We start from the raw sequence: 15,854 nt of genomic DNA, 5'->3' as shown, positions 1-15,854 counted from the left end.
TATGTCGGAAAATTTTTGATGTGGAAAGATACACTCTATTTCGTAGACGAACGCTTTTCCTATATTTTTCAATTTACGAATGAAGGAGAGTTTGTACAGCGACACGCAGGGAAAGGAAGAGGACCTAATGAAGTATTTTACATTGATTATCTGACATTTGGTGAAAACGAATTCGCTACGATGAATGGAAACAATTGGGCAATTGACATATTCGACACTCAATTTCAAAAAAAGAAATTTTTTAGGATAGACAACAACAGTACAAGAACCTACGAAGAATTATGGCACGAACCTATGGTTACATTGGCAGATTCGTACAGTTTTGACTGCGTTAGACCTAATACCTTCAAACGATGGGATGAGGACAGAGTGGTTTGTTCTATTTTTTCAAAACACGCATTCTTGAATGGATACAGCACTTCAGAAAAGTCAGAATTATACTATAACTACGCACGTTGTTTCGGAATCATAAATTTAAGAACAGGAAAGTTTGAGAAAATTTTAGGTAGACACTCTCCCGTATATTTATCTCAACAAAACATCCCTAATTTTCAATATTTAAACTATGATACCTATGAAAAAATAGATGATGTATATATCAATTTTTGGCCTGATCCTGACATTTATCTTTACAGTAAACAAGAGGATAAAATCAAAGGAAAATTTGGAAAGGCGGGACGGGACATGAAAACAGATTATCGCCGTACCAATACCTCTGAGGAAGGTCATAAGAATTGGAAAAGCGATTACGCAACGTATGGTTACTATACGTTTTTAAAATATTTTCCTGAAAAACAGCTGATTTTCAGAGGTTATTCCAAAGGTAAAGGTGCAACAAGCCATGGATTGCAAATTTACAAAAACCATCAATTGATTGCAGATTTAGACGTACCTAAAGGGTTTGAAATTATCGGACATTCCAACGGTATGTTCTACGGCGTCACGCCACAAGACCCTGATATAGATTTTTTAATAGTTTATAAAGTTAAATTTTCGTAATGAGATACATATATTTTTTACTGTCTTATTTTTATTAATCTCCTGCCAAGAGAAAAAAACAAAAACAGGCTCTGTAAAACAGGCTTCAAGCTCTGTTGAATATGAGGTGTCGCGAGTTTTTTAAATACATTTTCTGTTCAAATGATTGTTGAAACCTCTGACAAAGAAGTAGGTAACCACAATGTTAATACGGTTTTAACTACCAACGGAAAGCAGAAATTCTATAATTTAGAAATTGATTTTACTGTCGTAACCAATGATTAATATGAAACTTTTTTTTATTATTTTACTATTTTCTTCTCCTCTATTCTCTCAGAGTAAATATGAAGGACATGTATTGGATGTTAAAACCAATGCCCCGATTTATGGGGTGTATATTTCCGTGAATGATAAGGTAGTAGCCTCTACCGATGACAATGGTTTTTTCAGTTTTGAAGGAGATGAAATCACTACCAACGACCGCATTTGTTTCAGTCATATTTCCTACAAAACACTATGCCTTTTTGGAAATGAAATTGGTCATCAATACCATTTAGAACTTGGTGTGAATGAACTAAGTGAAGTAAATATTTATCAGGGAGGTGAAAAAGTTTGGAATGTGTTGGAAAAGGTTAAGGACTTTGAGAAGAAAAAATCCTACTACGTAACTCCTGATTTTTGGGCAAAATCACATGGAACAGCCCGATTTTACAACAAAAAAGGTACGCTTGTGGGGTATTCTGAAATTGTAGGGCAAACTATGTTGCTTGGTGACGTGCGAAAAAATCCTTTTTGTATCGGTTTCAACATCCCACAGCAAATACGCCGTAGCCCCGAAAAAATGCTTTTAGAAACAGATAAAACGCTTAAAAACAATGGTATACTTTTTAAATCTCCTTTGTACTTCTATGGATTTTCCATGTTAAAATTAACACACCCGCTATTTGAAAAAAACACCTCTAAGTTTGTTTTTGAAAAGGTTGATGATGAGTATCTTACCGAAAATGCTCATACAATTTTGGAATACAAGCAAGTGAAAGAAATATCGACCATTATGGGAAAATGTTCTAACATGAGCGGAAAAATATGGTTAGATGAAAATAATAAAATATTCAAAGAAACCGCTTCCTTTGATGAAGATAATGCCTCTCGGCATATTTTAACCGTTGAATATGTAATCATTGGGGAACATCACTACCCTTCCAAAATTTCATACCACAAATTTGCTTTGACAAGAGAAGTGATTAGTCAAAAAACACACATACAACTGACGCACATCACTCCTGTGAAAAATGAATATGACGGCAGACACGGCTTCTTAAGTGAAATGTATCTGTATCCATCGCTGAAATATGATTCCAAATTTTGGAAGAAATACCCCATTGAAAACACCACAACCTATGATGAATTAAAGAAAATGGCTGAAGGCATGTCGTTAGATGCCTTTTTTAGGAAAGCAACTGATTCCCCCGAAAATTTATTCAACAAACAAGGCGAAAATTACAAATACATAATAGACAGGGTTATCCCTACTATGGAATATTTCAAGAAAATTAGAGATAGAGATATGAACTAGAATATTAATATTACAAATCCCTATCCTGGGCGTAATAGTCGTACATCGCCACTTGCGAACGAACTTTTAAATCGTCATTTCGGCGGTAGGCATTATCTTGTTTTTGTGAGATAATACGTGCTTTCACATTGTCCGACCATCCAATTTCAAAGGTGTCCATCAATTCTTTTTTGATATCAGCATCATAAATTGGGCAACCGACCTCCACTCGGTGGGAAATATTACGGGTCATAAAATCAGCCGAAGAAATATAAACCTTCGGATTGCCATTATTTCCAAAAATAAACAGACGAGGATGCTCCAAAAACCTGTCGACAATACTGATAACTTCAATGTTTTCGCTCATTCCTGGAACTCCTGGAATCAAACAACAAATACCACGAACAATCATCTGAATTTTAACCCCTGCCCTACTTGCTTCATAAAGTTTGTCAATCATTTTATAGCTGGTTAAACTATTCATTTTCAGCTTTATGAAGGCTTCTTTACCGTTCTTAGCATTGGTAATTTCTTGCTCAATGAGTTTAGTAAGTATTTTCTTTGTATAATGTGGTGACACAATCAAATGTTTATAGCGTTGGATGATATAATTCGTATCAAAGAAATTAAACACTTTATTAACCTCCTTAAGAATATCTTGATTGGCGGTAAAGAGGGTGTAATCGGTATAGATTCGTGCGGTAGATTCATTGAAATTTCCTGTACTGATGAATCCATATCGTTTGAGTTCCTTCCCTTCTTCACGCTCAATAACACATATTTTACTGTGGACTTTCAACCCTCGAACCCCAAAAATAAGTTTTACACCTTCCGCTTTTAACAATTCTGCATATTTTATGTTTGATTCCTCATCAAAACGAGCTTGTAGCTCAATTTGTACGGTTACTTTTTTACCATTCTTAACCGCATTTATTAATGAGTTCACCACTTGTGAATTTTTTGCCAAGCGATAAACGGTAATTTTTACGGATTTCACTTTGGGGTCCAAAGCCGCTTCTCGCAAAAACCAAACAATATTGGAAAAAGTATGATAAGGTGTGAATTGCAAATAATCTTTTTCGGCTATCTTTTTGAGTAAACTTTCTCCTGACGAGAGTCCTTTTACGGGCAGTGGCTGAATGGGCTCATATGTCAAATCATAGCGTCCCATACTTGGAAAATTCATATAGTCACGTCGGTTGTGATATCTTCCTCCTGGTATGATGCTATCAGTGTCCACAATATCCATCTTCTCAAACAGAAATGCCAAAGTATCCTTGTCTATTCCTTTATCATAAACGAAACGGACTGGCTCTCCACTGCGTCGCCCTTCTACACTTGACGAAATTTTTTCAACAAAACTTTTACTTAAATCATCATCAATATCAAGCTCTGCATCTCGGGTGATTTTAATCATATGTGCCGTAAGTGATTCATAACTGAATATGTAAAAAATTTGATGCATACAAAAGCGTATGATGTCATCAATCATAATAATATAATGCTTTCCATCCACTTTAGGCAACTCCACAAAACGATCAATAGTAGTAGGTAACTCAATGAGTGCATACTGTATTTTCTCTTTATATGCTTTCGAAGAAAAGAATTTTTGAATACCTTTGGTTTGTCCCTCTTCTTTCAAAATCATTTTGATTGCTAAATACGCCACATCATCCTTCAACTCAGGAAACGCTTCCAGATCATTTAGAATGATAGTAAACAAAGCTGGACGCACTTTGGAAAGAAAATAACTAGTCACAAACTTCTCATGTTCAGGAAGTAGCGTTTTTTCATTCACAATAAAAATCTGTTCTTTTTCCAATTCTTTAGTTACCGAACCTATAATGTTCAGACTCTGTTCCTGCAATTGGATAACCTCTTTGGTGATTTCTTCAAGCAATTCTTTAGCGTGGATGTCACTACTATCGTTCATCACAATACGCTTAATCGTAGCATAACGCACTTTGAAAAATTCATCTAAATTATTTGAAAATATTCCTGCAAAACGCAAACGCTCCAATAGCGGAACGCTTTCATCTGCTGCCTCTTGCAACACTCTCTCGTTGAATTTCAACCAACTAAGTTCCCTGTTTATGTATTTATTCTTTGCCATATTGATGTAATAAGAAAAACTAAAGATGTCTTTTTTGTCAAAATCCGCACTGTAAAGTACACGATTAAATAGAAATCTTTTTTAACATTTAATCCACCTTTAAGAAGCGTTTCTCAACCGCTTTTAGTACAACTCTTTTTGGACTGCACTGCCACAAAATTACGAAAAAATATTTAACATTCATAGAATTCATTTCACAAAACAAAAAAAGAACCCGAATTTCAATCTTCTCGGAATTTTATTTATATTTGCGTGAAATTAGTGTACATGATGAAGAAAATAATATATGTCTGTACGTTGCTTTTCAGCGTTTTAACTTCGGCTCAAGAGTTAAATGCTGTGGTAACGGTAAACACCCAACAGGTGAACCTCTCCAATAGAAATGTTTTCAAAACATTGGAAAAATCTTTGCATGAATTTATCAATAATACTACATGGACAAGCATAAAAACACATGATAATGAACGTATTAGATGCAATTTTACTTTCGTAATTACCAAGTATGAGAACAATCAGATGGAGGGAAGTTTGCTTGTGCAGTCATCTCGCCCTGTCTTCAATACGGCATATCAATCGCCCGTAGTGAATTTGCAAGACAAAGATGTATCTTTCAGTTATCAAGAATTTGAAACACTGTCTTTTACCAATAATTCGTTTGAATCGAACTTAACCTCCATCGTGGCATATTATGCTTATTTAATCTTAGGTTTTGATGCCAATACATTCGTGGAATCAGGAGGACACCCCTATTTTGTACAAGCTCAAAGCGTTGTAACAAATGCTCAAAGTAGTGGCTATGCAGGTTGGACAGACAATGGGGATAACAATCGTTGGATGCTCATAAAAGAATTATTATCAGAGAATTACACAAATTATCATAAAATTTGGTACACCTATCATCGTTTGGGATTGGACATAATGAATATGGATGAGAAAAAAGCAAAAGAGGAAATGCAAAATGCGTTGCTACAAATTGAAAAAATCCCAAGCCTACGACTTAATTCCTACGCTGTGAACATACTATTTGGGGCAAAAACGGACGAAATTGTATCCATCTATTCAGGAGGAACCATGTTCAGCACCAAAACTTTGAAAGAATCACTGCTGAAAGTAGCTCCCTCACAGGCAATTAAATGGAATATGATTAAATAGTTGCAAATTCTGACTATCCAAAACGTAATTCATAATTTCAAATTCTCACGAAAAAAAATAAAAACATGCTAAAAGCACTATCTATAAAAAATTTCGCTTTAATTGATGATTTACACATCAATTTCCCTGAAGGGTTTATCATCATCACAGGAGAAACAGGAGCTGGGAAATCCATACTATTAGACGCACTTTCATTGGTGCTTGGGAAACGAGCCGACATGTCAGCACTCCGAAATAAAGAAGAAAAATGCGTTATTGAAGCCGAATTTTCATTGGAAAAATACAACTTTCTGACTCTTTTTAGTGACTTAGAAATTGACTACGAACCGCAAACCATCATCCGTAGAGAAATTCTACCCTCGAACAAATCAAGAGCGTTCATTAACGATTCACCCGTGACCTTAGATACTCTTAGCCGATTGGGAGAGGTGTTAGTCGACATACATTCGCAACATCAAACACTTTCTATTGGAAATTTAGATTTTCAGTTCGATATCATTGACGCTATTGCTGGTAACAAACACCTAATCTCGGAATATGTATCCCTGTGGGAAAAACTCAAAAAAAACCAGAAAAAACTTAAGGAACTCATTGATTTCCAAAAGAATGCAAATAAAGAATACGACTATAATTTTCATCTACTAAAAGAATTAAAATCCGCTCCTCTGCAAAAAGGTATCCAAGAGGAATTGGAAGAAACCTATGAAGAGGCATCTAATAGCGAGGAAATAAAAGAATATATAAAAGAAAGTTTGCAGTTGTTGAGCGACGAAAATGTAGGTATCGTAAACCAACTGCGTGAATTAAAACGTGTTTTCACAAAACTCACCGACTACAAACAACAGTATCGCGATATTTTCGAACGCATTGAATCAGCCTTCATTGAATTGGATGACTTACAAAATGAGGTCTTTGACATCGACGAAAACATCGAAACTGACCCAGAAACTTTGGAAAAAGTATCACAGCAATTACACTTGATTTACGACCTACAAAAAAAGCACAAGGTTTCAACTGTGGATGAACTTATTGCCATTCAAACCCAATTGGAAGAAGCCGTTTCCCAAACTGAAAACATAGAAAGTTCAATTGAAGAACAACGTAATATCGTTGAAAATCAACAAATTGAAACTATCGAAAAGGCATCGGAACTGCACGAAACACGCAAAAAGGTCATTCCAGAATTAGATACCAAACTAACTAATTTCATGCATGAACTTGGGATGCCAAATGCACGTTTTCAGATAGAGTTACAGTCCACACAAACGTATCAAAACAACGGAATGGATCAGCTAACTTTTTTATTTTCAGCTAATAAAGGTGGAAATTTTGGAACTTTAAAAAAAGTAGCTTCTGGCGGAGAATTGTCGCGAATTATGCTTGCGGTGAAAGCTATTATGGCAGAACATACAGCATTACCAACCATTATGTTTGACGAAATTGATACAGGCGTTTCAGGCGAAATATCTCTAAAAATGGGGGAAATAATGAAAAATATGAGTAAAAATCGACAAGTTTTTGCCATAACACACCTGCCACAAGTAGCTGCCAAAGGTCATTATCATTTTAAAGTTTTTAAGGAAGATATTGAAGGAAAAACTACCACTCAACTAAAACAACTTTCAGAAAATGAGAGAATTATTGAACTTTCGGAAATGTTAGAAGGAAAAAACAGTGGTGAATCGGCAAAAAATCATGCAATAGAATTACTAAAAAAAGGTTAATAACATATTAAAAATCAGAACTCTATGGAACTATTTAATTCAATGGACATATTCCTAAAAACATTTTGGTATATCGCTATTCCAACATCAGTTATCTTTTTAATCCAAACAGTAATGACTTTCATCGGTATGGGAAGCTCAGATGGCATTGATGCGGACTTTGATGGAGATTTTGAAGGAGAAGATACCCCATTCCAGTTATTTTCATTCCGAAATTTGATTAACTTTCTCTTAGGTTTCAGCTGGACTGGAATTTCATTTTACCAACTTATTGAAAATAAGATTCTTCTAACTTTATTAGGAGTCGTTATCGGCTGTCTATTCATTTACCTATTCTTTTTGGTCATAAGAGCATTAATGAAACTCACCGAAGATAACTCATTTAAAATCAATGAAATAATAAACAAAACTGCAGAAGTTTATTTAACCATTCCACCTCATAAATCGGGCAAAGGGAAAATAACTCTCAGCGTAAAAGGTTCATTCCGAGAGCTTGAAGCAATGACTGACGGTGATAAGATTTCGTCAAATTCTATCGTAAAAATCGTTGGAATCGAAAACACTGTGGCCATTGTGGAAAAAGTTTAAAAGTGCTAAAACATGTAAAAAGGAAAAATACGATAATTAACCGATAAATGGTGATTTGTCCTATTTTTCAACGATATAACTTAATAAAATTAACTTTTTAAAACAATCACTTAAATTAGTTACATGACTGAGAACACCCAAAATATGCAATCACAAAAACAAGTCAATCTACAGTCCTACAAAGAGTTAAAACGCTCAAAACTTGATAATAGTGTTCATTATAACATCATCAAGTATACAAAAAAATATATGGATGACTACTACCTTGATGGGATTATCGGACTGATTCCTGTGGTTGGAGATTTTTTTACTCAGTTCTTTAGTTTTTCATTTTTGTATGTATCAATATTCAAAATTCGATCTTATCGATTAACAGTCGCTATTCTTTTCAACTCTCTTTTGGACGTGTTGATTGGGCTTATTCCTTATTTGGGTATGGTATTAGATTTTGTTCATCGTTCGCACAAAGAAAATTTCGATTTAATCATCGGCTTTGTGAACGATGACAAAGAAATCATCAAAAAAGTAAACCGTCGTGCCTTGTGGACAACTATTGGCGTTATTGTGCTTATTGTACTAATTATCATAATGATTGGCTTTGTGCTATCTCTTGTTAAGGATTTATTCGACTGGATTTTTGGGTAGCTAAAAAGGTTGCCAAATTGCTTTGACAACCTTTTGATTTGTTTAATATATATAACTATTGCTCTGCCATGAATGGGATAAAAATTATTCCCATTCAATGGTTGCAGGTGGTTTTGAGCTAATGTCATACACTACTCGGTTGACGCCTTTCACCTTATTAATAATTGCATTTGATATTTTTTGTAGGAAAGTGTACGGCAAATCAACCCAATCAGCGGTCATTCCGTCTACACTTTCTACGGCACGTAAAGCAACAACTTTTTCGTACGTACGCTCATCTCCCATAACACCTACGCTATTGATTGGCAACAAGATGGCTCCTGCTTGCCATACTTTATCATAGAGATTATGTTCTTTGAGACCGTTGATAAAAATGGCATCTACTTCTTGTAAAATTTGCACTTTTTCAGCGGTAACATCCCCCAAAATACGAATCGCCAATCCTGGACCAGGGAACGGATGTCTGCCTAACAATTCCTCATCAATACCTAAGGTTTTCCCCACACGGCGTACCTCATCTTTGAAGAGCATACGCAAAGGCTCTACTACTTTTAATTTCATAAAATCGGGCAATCCTCCTACATTGTGATGTGATTTTATGGTCGCTGAAGGGCCTTTCACCGATAACGATTCAATAACATCAGGGTAAATCGTCCCCTGCCCTAACCATTTCGCATCTTCAATTTTATGTGACTCATCATCAAACACTTCGATGAAAACACGCCCTATGGTTTTTCTCTTGTCTTCAGGGTCTGACTTTCCTGCCAAAGCAGTCAAAAAACGTTCCGAAGCATCTACTCCTTTTACGTTTAATCCCATCCCTTCATATTGTTTTAGAACATTCTCAAACTCGTTTTTACGAAGTAACCCATTATTTACAAAAATACAGTGAAGTTGATTTCCGATAGCTTTGTTAAGCAGTACTGCTGCCACAGTTGAATCAACGCCTCCTGAAAGCCCTAAAATCACTTTTTCATCACCAACTTGCTCTTTAAGAGACTGTATGGTCATTTCCACGAAATTATCTGGTGTCCATGTTGGAGTAATTTTTGCTATTTTCGTAAGGAAATTTTCTAACAATTTTTTTCCATCAATTGAATGTGATACTTCAGGGTGAAACTGAATAGCATAGGTTTGTTCCCCATCAATCCGATAAGCAGCATTAACCACATCATTAGTACTCGCCAAACACACACCTCGAGTAGGCAATTCTTTAATTGTATCACTGTGACTCATCCACACCTGACTATCTATTGCAATACCGTCAAATAAGGGTTCATTTTCCTTAATGAACGAAAGATTTGCACGTCCATATTCACGAATATTTGACGGAGCTACGTTTCCTCCATTGAAATGAGCCAAATATTGAGCTCCGTAACAAACAGCTAATAACGGTTTTTTACCTTTGATTTTTGACAAATCGGGTAATAAAGCGTCTTCACTTCGCACCGAATAAGGTGACCCTGAAAGAATTACCGCTGAAAAATCATCTAAATTTTCAGGTAAATGATTAAATGGATGTAACTCACAAAAAAAATTCAGTTCACGTACTCTACGAGCAATCAACTGAGTGTACTGCGAACCGAAATCTAAAATTAAAACACTGTTATTCATTGATTTATGTAATGTATAGTCTAAAAAATAATCCGAATCTCAGGCAGAATTACAAAAAAATGTAAATCGCCGAATATTATGGGTAATAAATGCAAAAAAGACCGCCTGAAAAGTTAATCTCCGTGCTATCCTATCATTCCGATTAAAGGGAGGAACCCTATGAACCTTGTGAATAAAGGTTTCCAAGAAATTAAAGATGGCAAAATGGTGTAAGACAAAACTTTTCGGACAGCCCTCTAAATAAAAAGTGCAACAAAAAATTATTTAAAAAATGAATGTGAAACCACGTCTCTACGTTCGTCATTTCTTTTGTTGTATTTTCTCAATTGTCCCAACCAATAGAACAGGAACACAAACCCAATGAGGATAAATGTCCAAGTCATAAAATTGGCTCCCCACCAACTTTCAAGTTCCAACGTACGCAAAAAATCCAATGGAGCAAACAAAATTTCCTCAAAAAAATATTGGATAGCTTCAAAAAATGCTTTCATATACAGATATGTTTTTTTAAGTATAACTAATTCGGTACAAATATATTAATTCTTTTTTGATAAATAAACTTTTTCATCTTTTTTTAATGGATTCTTATGGTAAAAATAGACAGGTTCGGCATTTGAAACAGCTGTTATTAAAAACATATCTCCTTGATAATAAGAAGATAATATCATTGCTTCCCAATCTGATTTTTCGACAACTTCAATTTCATAGGGCTTGAGTAACAAAACGTTATTTTCTCTGCTATATCGAGTAACGTCTCCGAAAAGTGATGCTGTGTAAAAATCCTTATTTTGGCGATAAACATCTAACAAATTTCCGAACATTATTGAAATTCCATCTTTCATTATAAGTACTTTATCAGCAAAAGCAAGAGCCTCACGGCTATCGTGCGTAGCAACAATACAGCTGATATTTTTATCTTTTAAATAAGCAAATAACGTCCGTTGTAGTTTATTACGGCGAAAAGTGTCGATTTGGCTGAAAGGCTCATCAAGTATCAGCAATTCAGGTTCTTGTGCCAAAGCTACAGCAAGTCCCACACGCTGCTTTTCACCTCCACTGAGCAAATGTGCCTTTCTGTCCGAAAAACGTTCCATTTCCACAAGCGAAAGCAGCTCACTTACACGTTGTTTTTTATAATCTAAATCAATGTTAGACAAGAATTTACCAATATTCTCTGCCACAGTATGATACGGACTCAAACCAAAATCCTGTGCTAAATACTTCATTTTTTCATAGCCTGGAACCAACTGACGTGAAGGCCCTACCACCTTATTCTCGTTGAAAAAAATGGTTCCTTCTTGTAAATCAAAAAGTCCGTAAATAGCTTTCAACAGTGTACTTTTACCACTGCCACTTTCGCCCATAACGGACAGATGTTCACCTTGTTGCAATTCAAACGAAATATCGCGAAAACCAGCATTGAAGCCGTCGTACGTATATGATATATTATTAACTTTGAGCATCTTTCAAAAAAAAAGCAAATATATAATAAATAACCAAAACTACAATACTTACAGAAAATCAACTATTTAGAAGTAAATTTTCTATTACAATGAAAAATATTTTGAAAAAAGTTGGAGAAAAATTTTTTCTATTTAAAATTTATTTCTACATTTGTAGTGTAAAATCTAAATTTGTAGAAAATGAAAAAATTATCGAATACAGAAGAACAGCTTATGGAATATTTATGGCAGAAACAAACTGCCTATATGAAAGATTTGTTGGAGGCTTATCCTGACCCAAAACCGGCAAGTACAACTATCGCTACGCTTCTTAAACGAATGATTGACAAGCAGATGGTTGGGTATCATCAGCGGGGAAATTCACGTGAGTATTATCCAAAAGTTTCTAAAAATAGCTACTTTTCCCGAAAGATGAAAACCATTATCAGCGATTATTTTGGAAATTCAGCTTTTCAGTTTGCTTCCTTTTTTGCAAAGGAAATTTCGATGACTCCCGAGCAATGGGAAGAGTTGAAAAAAATAGTAGATTCAAACCTTAAAAAGGAATAAAATGATACCGTATCTTATCAAAACGCTATTATGTGGTATGTGTTTTTACACATTGTATCACTTGTTGCTATCACGAGAAAAAATGCTGATATTCAATCGGTTTTTCTTGCTCTTGGCTTTGGTAGCTTCGTTTGTTTTTCCGCTGATTACCATTGAAATGCCTTTTCAACCCATATTTGAAAAAACATTCGAGCAAACAGTCGTTACGCAAGAGATTGGCACTTCCTCAATTTACGTAAATCCAACAACAGAGCAATTCATTACAGAAAATAACAACTTTACAAGTTTGATTATCATATGTTTATATGGAGTGATTGCGTTTCTGATGCTATTTCGATTCTTACGTAACTTGCTTAAAATCTTCAATAAAATCAAAAAGCATCCTAAACAACCTTATCAAGGAGCTTATTTGGTGATTTTGGAAGAAGAATGTGCTCCTCATTCATTTTGGAATTACATTTTTATCAATAAAAAAGACGCCTATGAGCAGAAAGTTTTATTACACGAACTGACCCACATTCGGCAAAAACATTCTTCGGATTTACTTTTTGTCGAGTTTTTGAAAATCGTGTTTTGGTTTCACCCTGTGGTGCATTTGTTTGGGAAAGCTATCCGAATCAATCACGAGTTTTTAGCCGATGCTTGTGTGGTTTCTAAACACACAAATATTGCAGAATACCAAATGCTTATACTCAAAAGAGCTGCTTCTGCAAATGTCCCGATTTATAATTATTTCAATTTTTACAACACCAAAAAACGTCTGATTATGTTACAAACAAAAGTAAATCATTTTCGTAATTTATGTAAAATGGCGTTGCTTATCCCAACAAGTGTTCTATTCCTTGTGGTTTTTGCCGAAAAAAGCTACGCCCAAGAAGCGGAAAAACAAAAAGAAGTTTCTCCCTTACAAGCATCTGCCAAATATAAAATAATAAGAGTAGAAGGTGTAAGTCTTAAGGGAAAAGGAGAAAAAACAACTGTTACTCTGACAGATGAAGCAGGTAATGAAATTGTGGAGCAAATTACCAATAAATCAGAAAGAGAGGCTTTTACTAAGAAGTATGGCTTACAATTGCCGCCTCCGCCACCAACTCCACCATCTGCTATCAGAGTAAAAAAAGCTGAGGAATTACCACCGCCTCCTGCTCCTCCAACACCGGTTGGCAAAATGAAAAAAAGTACGGAATTACCGCCTCCGCCACCACCTCCGGTGCCTGTCAAAGAAAAGTAATGTCGTTTTTCTGCGGATAAAAACAAAAAAGCAAGTCTTAAAAACTTGCTTTTTTTATTGTAAAGTCATTTTATAAACTTTAAGCTATCATAAAATACACTTCTATAAGCAGATTCAATCCAATTAAAGTGTAAATAATTGTCATAACACATATACCAAGACTAATGAAACCTTTAGTTTTTCGTTTTTTAGTCAGTAAAAAGTAGGATTCCGCCATCAAATACAAAGAAGAAATACCGCTCCACAGAAAAAGACATAAAAACAAAAACTTTTCCATTTTGATGCCATCCATTTTTGAAAAGACATATCTTATGATGAAAAACACCAAAAAGAAACCTAAAAAACGGACAAGAAAATGTATTATGTTTGATTTCACCTGTTCCTCTTAAAAAGAACTTTTGAACTGCTCTAAAAAACGAACATCGTTCTCATAAAACATACGAATATCTCCAATTTGATAAAGCAACATCGCTATACGTTCTACTCCCATTCCGAAAGCAAAACCGCTGTACTCTTCACTATTTATATTGCAGTTTTTCAACACATTAGGGTCAACCATTCCACAACCCATAATTTCGAGCCAACCCGTTCCTTTGGTGATGCGATAATCAATTTCGTTATTCAAACCCCAATAAATATCCACTTCCGCAGAAGGCTCTGTAAACGGAAAATACGACGGACGCAAACGAATTTTAGACTTCCCGAACATTTCTTTAGTGAAATAAAGCAATGTTTGTTTCAAATCAGCAAAAGATACGTCTTTGTCAATGTAAAGTCCTTCAACCTGATGGAATAAACAGTGTGAACGTGCCGAAATAGCTTCATTTCTGAATACACGTCCTGGAGAAATGGTACGAATTGGCGGTCGGTGGTTTTCCATATACCGAACCTGTACCGAACTAGTATGCGTACGGAGCAAAATATCAGGATTGGTTTGAATGAAAAACGTATCTTGCATATCACGAGCAGGGTGATATTCAGGTAAATTCAATGCCGTGAAATTATGCCAATCGTCTTCAATTTCAGGTCCTTCGGAAACGTTAAACCCAATGTTAGAAAAAATTTCAATAATTTGATTCTTCACTAATGAAATTGGATGACGTGCCCCGATTTGAATTGGAGTAGCGGGACGGGACAAATCGCCGTAAACACCTTGGCTTTCGTTTTGTTGTTCCAAATTGTCATGCAGAGCCTGTACTTTGGATTCCACCTTGGATTTAAGTTCATTTAGAATCTGTCCGAATGATTTTTTCTCTTCATTAGGAACATTTTTAAACTCTGCAAAAAAGTCATTTAAAACACCTTTTTTTCCTAAATACTGGATACGAAATTGTTCTACCTCTTCCTTTGTTGCTCCAACAAAGGCTTCCACTTGAGCGATATGCTCTTTAATTTTATCAATCATTATCCGTTAAGATTTTCTCTCTGTTAGGTGGCAAAAGTAATGTTTTTTTACCAAATTCGAAAATTGTCATATAGAAATTTTACTTCGACAGATTCTATTTGCAAAGGCTCTTGATAAACCATATTAGTAACACTTGAGAACTGATCGTCATTTAAAGTAGCAGTCAGTCAATCTTTACAAATGAACCTACAATAAAAATATTTTCATTCGTTTGTTTTTAATAAGCATCATCTCATCAGTAATTCAAAATATTAATTATTAAATAAATACATAATTTAATACAGGTACATAAACGAGTTCACTTATATATTTCAATATTATTTTGTACATTTGCAGGAAGTTAAAATTTACACAAAACTTATTTCAAAATTTATTCAATATCTTAATCTGATTGTAAATGAAAAATATCACCTACATAGGTTACTTGTCATTTTTACTATTAAGTTGCCAAAGTTCGAACGTAATCGGTCGTTACTCAGAGGAACAAGTTGTTTTATTAGAACTTGAAAATACAAAAATTATTACCCCAAAAACAGAAACTATCAAGAAAATAGACTTAAATCCTTTTCTTGGGAAAAAACAATTTGAGTTTGGAAATTTAGTAAACGAAGTAAAAATTATCCCGTTGGAAACCAATAACGAAAGTTTGGTTGACGGTATTTATAAAATCATAACTACGGAGGAATATATTTATATAATGGATAATTTCAAAGACGGAGGGATTCTGATTTTTGATAGAAATGGAAAATTCATAAAACGATTTTCTCACGGACAAGGGCCTGGAGAACTTTCCCGATTGTACGATATTGATTACGATTTTAAAAATGATGAATTAGT

The 15,854-nt window shown here is 34.8% G+C and carries 15 protein-coding genes; 10 read left to right on the top strand and 5 right to left on the bottom strand.

All coding sequences use genetic code 11. From position 1 onward, the window contains the following. The 3 genes from CCAND38_RS11170 to CCAND38_RS11165 all read left to right on the top strand — a co-directional run. The coding region (locus CCAND38_RS11170; RefSeq protein WP_231550037.1) for a hypothetical protein at positions 1 to 999 on the top strand (999 nt) is incomplete at its 5' end. Positions 1,000 to 1,140: 141 nt separating this feature from the next. Then, entirely contained in the window at positions 1,141 to 1,263 is a 123-nt protein-coding gene (locus CCAND38_RS12155; RefSeq protein ID WP_255395912.1) for a hypothetical protein, read from the top strand. A gap of 1 nt (position 1,264) precedes the next feature. Further along, entirely contained in the window at positions 1,265 to 2,554 is a 1,290-nt protein-coding gene (locus tag CCAND38_RS11165; protein ID WP_156129804.1) for a peptidase associated/transthyretin-like domain-containing protein, read from the top strand. Between the two features lie 10 nt (positions 2,555 to 2,564). On the opposite strand, the gene ppk1 is transcribed toward CCAND38_RS11165, so the two are convergent. Further along, positions 2,565 to 4,646 (bottom strand): polyphosphate kinase 1, encoded by a 2,082-nt coding sequence (ppk1, locus tag CCAND38_RS11160; protein ID WP_042345521.1) that lies wholly within the window; start codon positions 4,644 to 4,646, stop codon positions 2,565 to 2,567. A 270-nt stretch (positions 4,647 to 4,916) separates the two neighbouring features. Here ppk1 and porD point away from each other — a divergent pair, with 270 nt between their 5' ends. From porD to CCAND38_RS11140, 4 genes are all read left to right on the top strand, one after another. After that, positions 4,917 to 5,798 (top strand): type IX secretion system protein PorD, encoded by an 882-nt coding sequence (gene porD / locus CCAND38_RS11155; RefSeq protein ID WP_042345519.1) that lies wholly within the window; start codon positions 4,917 to 4,919, stop codon positions 5,796 to 5,798. A gap of 65 nt (positions 5,799 to 5,863) precedes the next feature. Then, complete coding sequence (recN, locus tag CCAND38_RS11150; RefSeq protein WP_042345516.1) at positions 5,864 to 7,522, top strand: DNA repair protein RecN; 1,659 nt, start codon at positions 5,864 to 5,866, stop codon at positions 7,520 to 7,522. Between the two features lie 24 nt (positions 7,523 to 7,546). After that, positions 7,547 to 8,110 (top strand): NfeD family protein, encoded by a 564-nt coding sequence (locus CCAND38_RS11145; protein ID WP_042345514.1) that lies wholly within the window; start codon positions 7,547 to 7,549, stop codon positions 8,108 to 8,110. A 144-nt stretch (positions 8,111 to 8,254) separates the two neighbouring features. After that, positions 8,255 to 8,755, top strand: a complete 501-nt coding sequence (locus CCAND38_RS11140; protein ID WP_042345527.1) for a DUF4112 domain-containing protein — start codon at positions 8,255 to 8,257, stop codon at positions 8,753 to 8,755. An 84-nt stretch (positions 8,756 to 8,839) separates the two neighbouring features. On the opposite strand, the gene guaA is transcribed toward CCAND38_RS11140, so the two are convergent. The 3 genes from guaA to CCAND38_RS11125 all read right to left on the bottom strand — a co-directional run bounded on the left by guaA (position 8,840) and on the right by CCAND38_RS11125 (position 11,832). Next, positions 8,840 to 10,369 carry a glutamine-hydrolyzing GMP synthase gene (gene guaA, locus CCAND38_RS11135; RefSeq protein ID WP_042345512.1) on the bottom strand — a complete coding sequence of 510 codons (1,530 nt, stop codon included), beginning with the start codon at positions 10,367 to 10,369 and terminating at the stop codon, positions 8,840 to 8,842. Positions 10,370 to 10,629: 260 nt separating this feature from the next. After that, positions 10,630 to 10,860, bottom strand: coding sequence for a DUF6341 family protein (locus CCAND38_RS11130; protein ID WP_042010327.1), 231 nt, complete (start codon positions 10,858 to 10,860; stop codon positions 10,630 to 10,632). 45 nt (positions 10,861 to 10,905) lie between these two features. Continuing rightward, on the bottom strand, positions 10,906 to 11,832 hold the full coding sequence (locus tag CCAND38_RS11125; RefSeq protein WP_042345510.1) for an ABC transporter ATP-binding protein: 927 nt from the start codon (positions 11,830 to 11,832) through the stop codon (positions 10,906 to 10,908). 180 nt (positions 11,833 to 12,012) lie between these two features. Here CCAND38_RS11125 and CCAND38_RS11120 point away from each other — a divergent pair, with 180 nt between their 5' ends. Together CCAND38_RS11120 and CCAND38_RS11115 are read left to right on the top strand one after the other, a co-directional pair. After that, a complete protein-coding gene (locus CCAND38_RS11120; protein ID WP_013998121.1) occupies positions 12,013 to 12,381 on the top strand; it encodes a BlaI/MecI/CopY family transcriptional regulator in 369 nt (122 codons plus the stop codon). A gap of 1 nt (position 12,382) precedes the next feature. Next, positions 12,383 to 13,612: a M56 family metallopeptidase gene (locus CCAND38_RS11115; RefSeq protein ID WP_231550036.1), complete on the top strand. Its 1,230-nt coding sequence runs from the start codon at positions 12,383 to 12,385 to the stop codon at positions 13,610 to 13,612. A 385-nt stretch (positions 13,613 to 13,997) separates the two neighbouring features. Here the strand turns inward: CCAND38_RS11115 and pheS are convergent, their stop codons facing one another. Continuing rightward, entirely contained in the window at positions 13,998 to 15,017 is a 1,020-nt protein-coding gene (pheS, locus tag CCAND38_RS11105) for a phenylalanine--tRNA ligase subunit alpha (RefSeq protein ID WP_197066359.1), read from the bottom strand. Positions 15,018 to 15,414: 397 nt separating this feature from the next. On the opposite strand from pheS, the gene CCAND38_RS11100 reads away from it, so the two are divergent. After that, a partial coding sequence (locus tag CCAND38_RS11100) for a DUF4934 domain-containing protein (protein ID WP_042345502.1) occupies positions 15,415 to 15,854 on the top strand: 440 nt, incomplete at its 3' end.

It is taken from the genome of Capnocytophaga canis (assembly GCF_000827555.1).
Taxonomy (GTDB): Bacteria; Bacteroidota; Bacteroidia; order Flavobacteriales; family Flavobacteriaceae; genus Capnocytophaga; species Capnocytophaga canis.
Note: the sequence above shows the minus strand (reverse complement) of the source record. Positions and strands in the feature narration are given on the sequence as shown.

Coding starts and splice junctions, on each gene's coding strand:
- CCAND38_RS11125 (WP_042345510.1), bottom strand. CDS start 11,832: ATGCTCAAAGTTAATAATATATCATATACGTACGACGGCTTCAATGCT.
- CCAND38_RS12155 (WP_255395912.1), top strand. CDS start 1,141: ATGATTGTTGAAACCTCTGACAAAGAAGTAGGTAACCACAATGTTAAT.
- CCAND38_RS11165 (WP_156129804.1), top strand. CDS start 1,265: ATGAAACTTTTTTTTATTATTTTACTATTTTCTTCTCCTCTATTCTCT.
- CCAND38_RS11145 (WP_042345514.1), top strand. CDS start 7,547: ATGGAACTATTTAATTCAATGGACATATTCCTAAAAACATTTTGGTAT.
- guaA (WP_042345512.1), bottom strand. CDS start 10,369: ATGAATAACAGTGTTTTAATTTTAGATTTCGGTTCGCAGTACACTCAG.
- CCAND38_RS11120 (WP_013998121.1), top strand. CDS start 12,013: ATGAAAAAATTATCGAATACAGAAGAACAGCTTATGGAATATTTATGG.
- CCAND38_RS11130 (WP_042010327.1), bottom strand. CDS start 10,860: ATGAAAGCATTTTTTGAAGCTATCCAATATTTTTTTGAGGAAATTTTG.
- porD (WP_042345519.1), top strand. CDS start 4,917: ATGAAGAAAATAATATATGTCTGTACGTTGCTTTTCAGCGTTTTAACT.
- pheS (WP_197066359.1), bottom strand. CDS start 15,017: ATGATTGATAAAATTAAAGAGCATATCGCTCAAGTGGAAGCCTTTGTT.
- recN (WP_042345516.1), top strand. CDS start 5,864: ATGCTAAAAGCACTATCTATAAAAAATTTCGCTTTAATTGATGATTTA.
- CCAND38_RS11140 (WP_042345527.1), top strand. CDS start 8,255: ATGCAATCACAAAAACAAGTCAATCTACAGTCCTACAAAGAGTTAAAA.
- CCAND38_RS11115 (WP_231550036.1), top strand. CDS start 12,383: ATGATACCGTATCTTATCAAAACGCTATTATGTGGTATGTGTTTTTAC.
- ppk1 (WP_042345521.1), bottom strand. CDS start 4,646: ATGGCAAAGAATAAATACATAAACAGGGAACTTAGTTGGTTGAAATTC.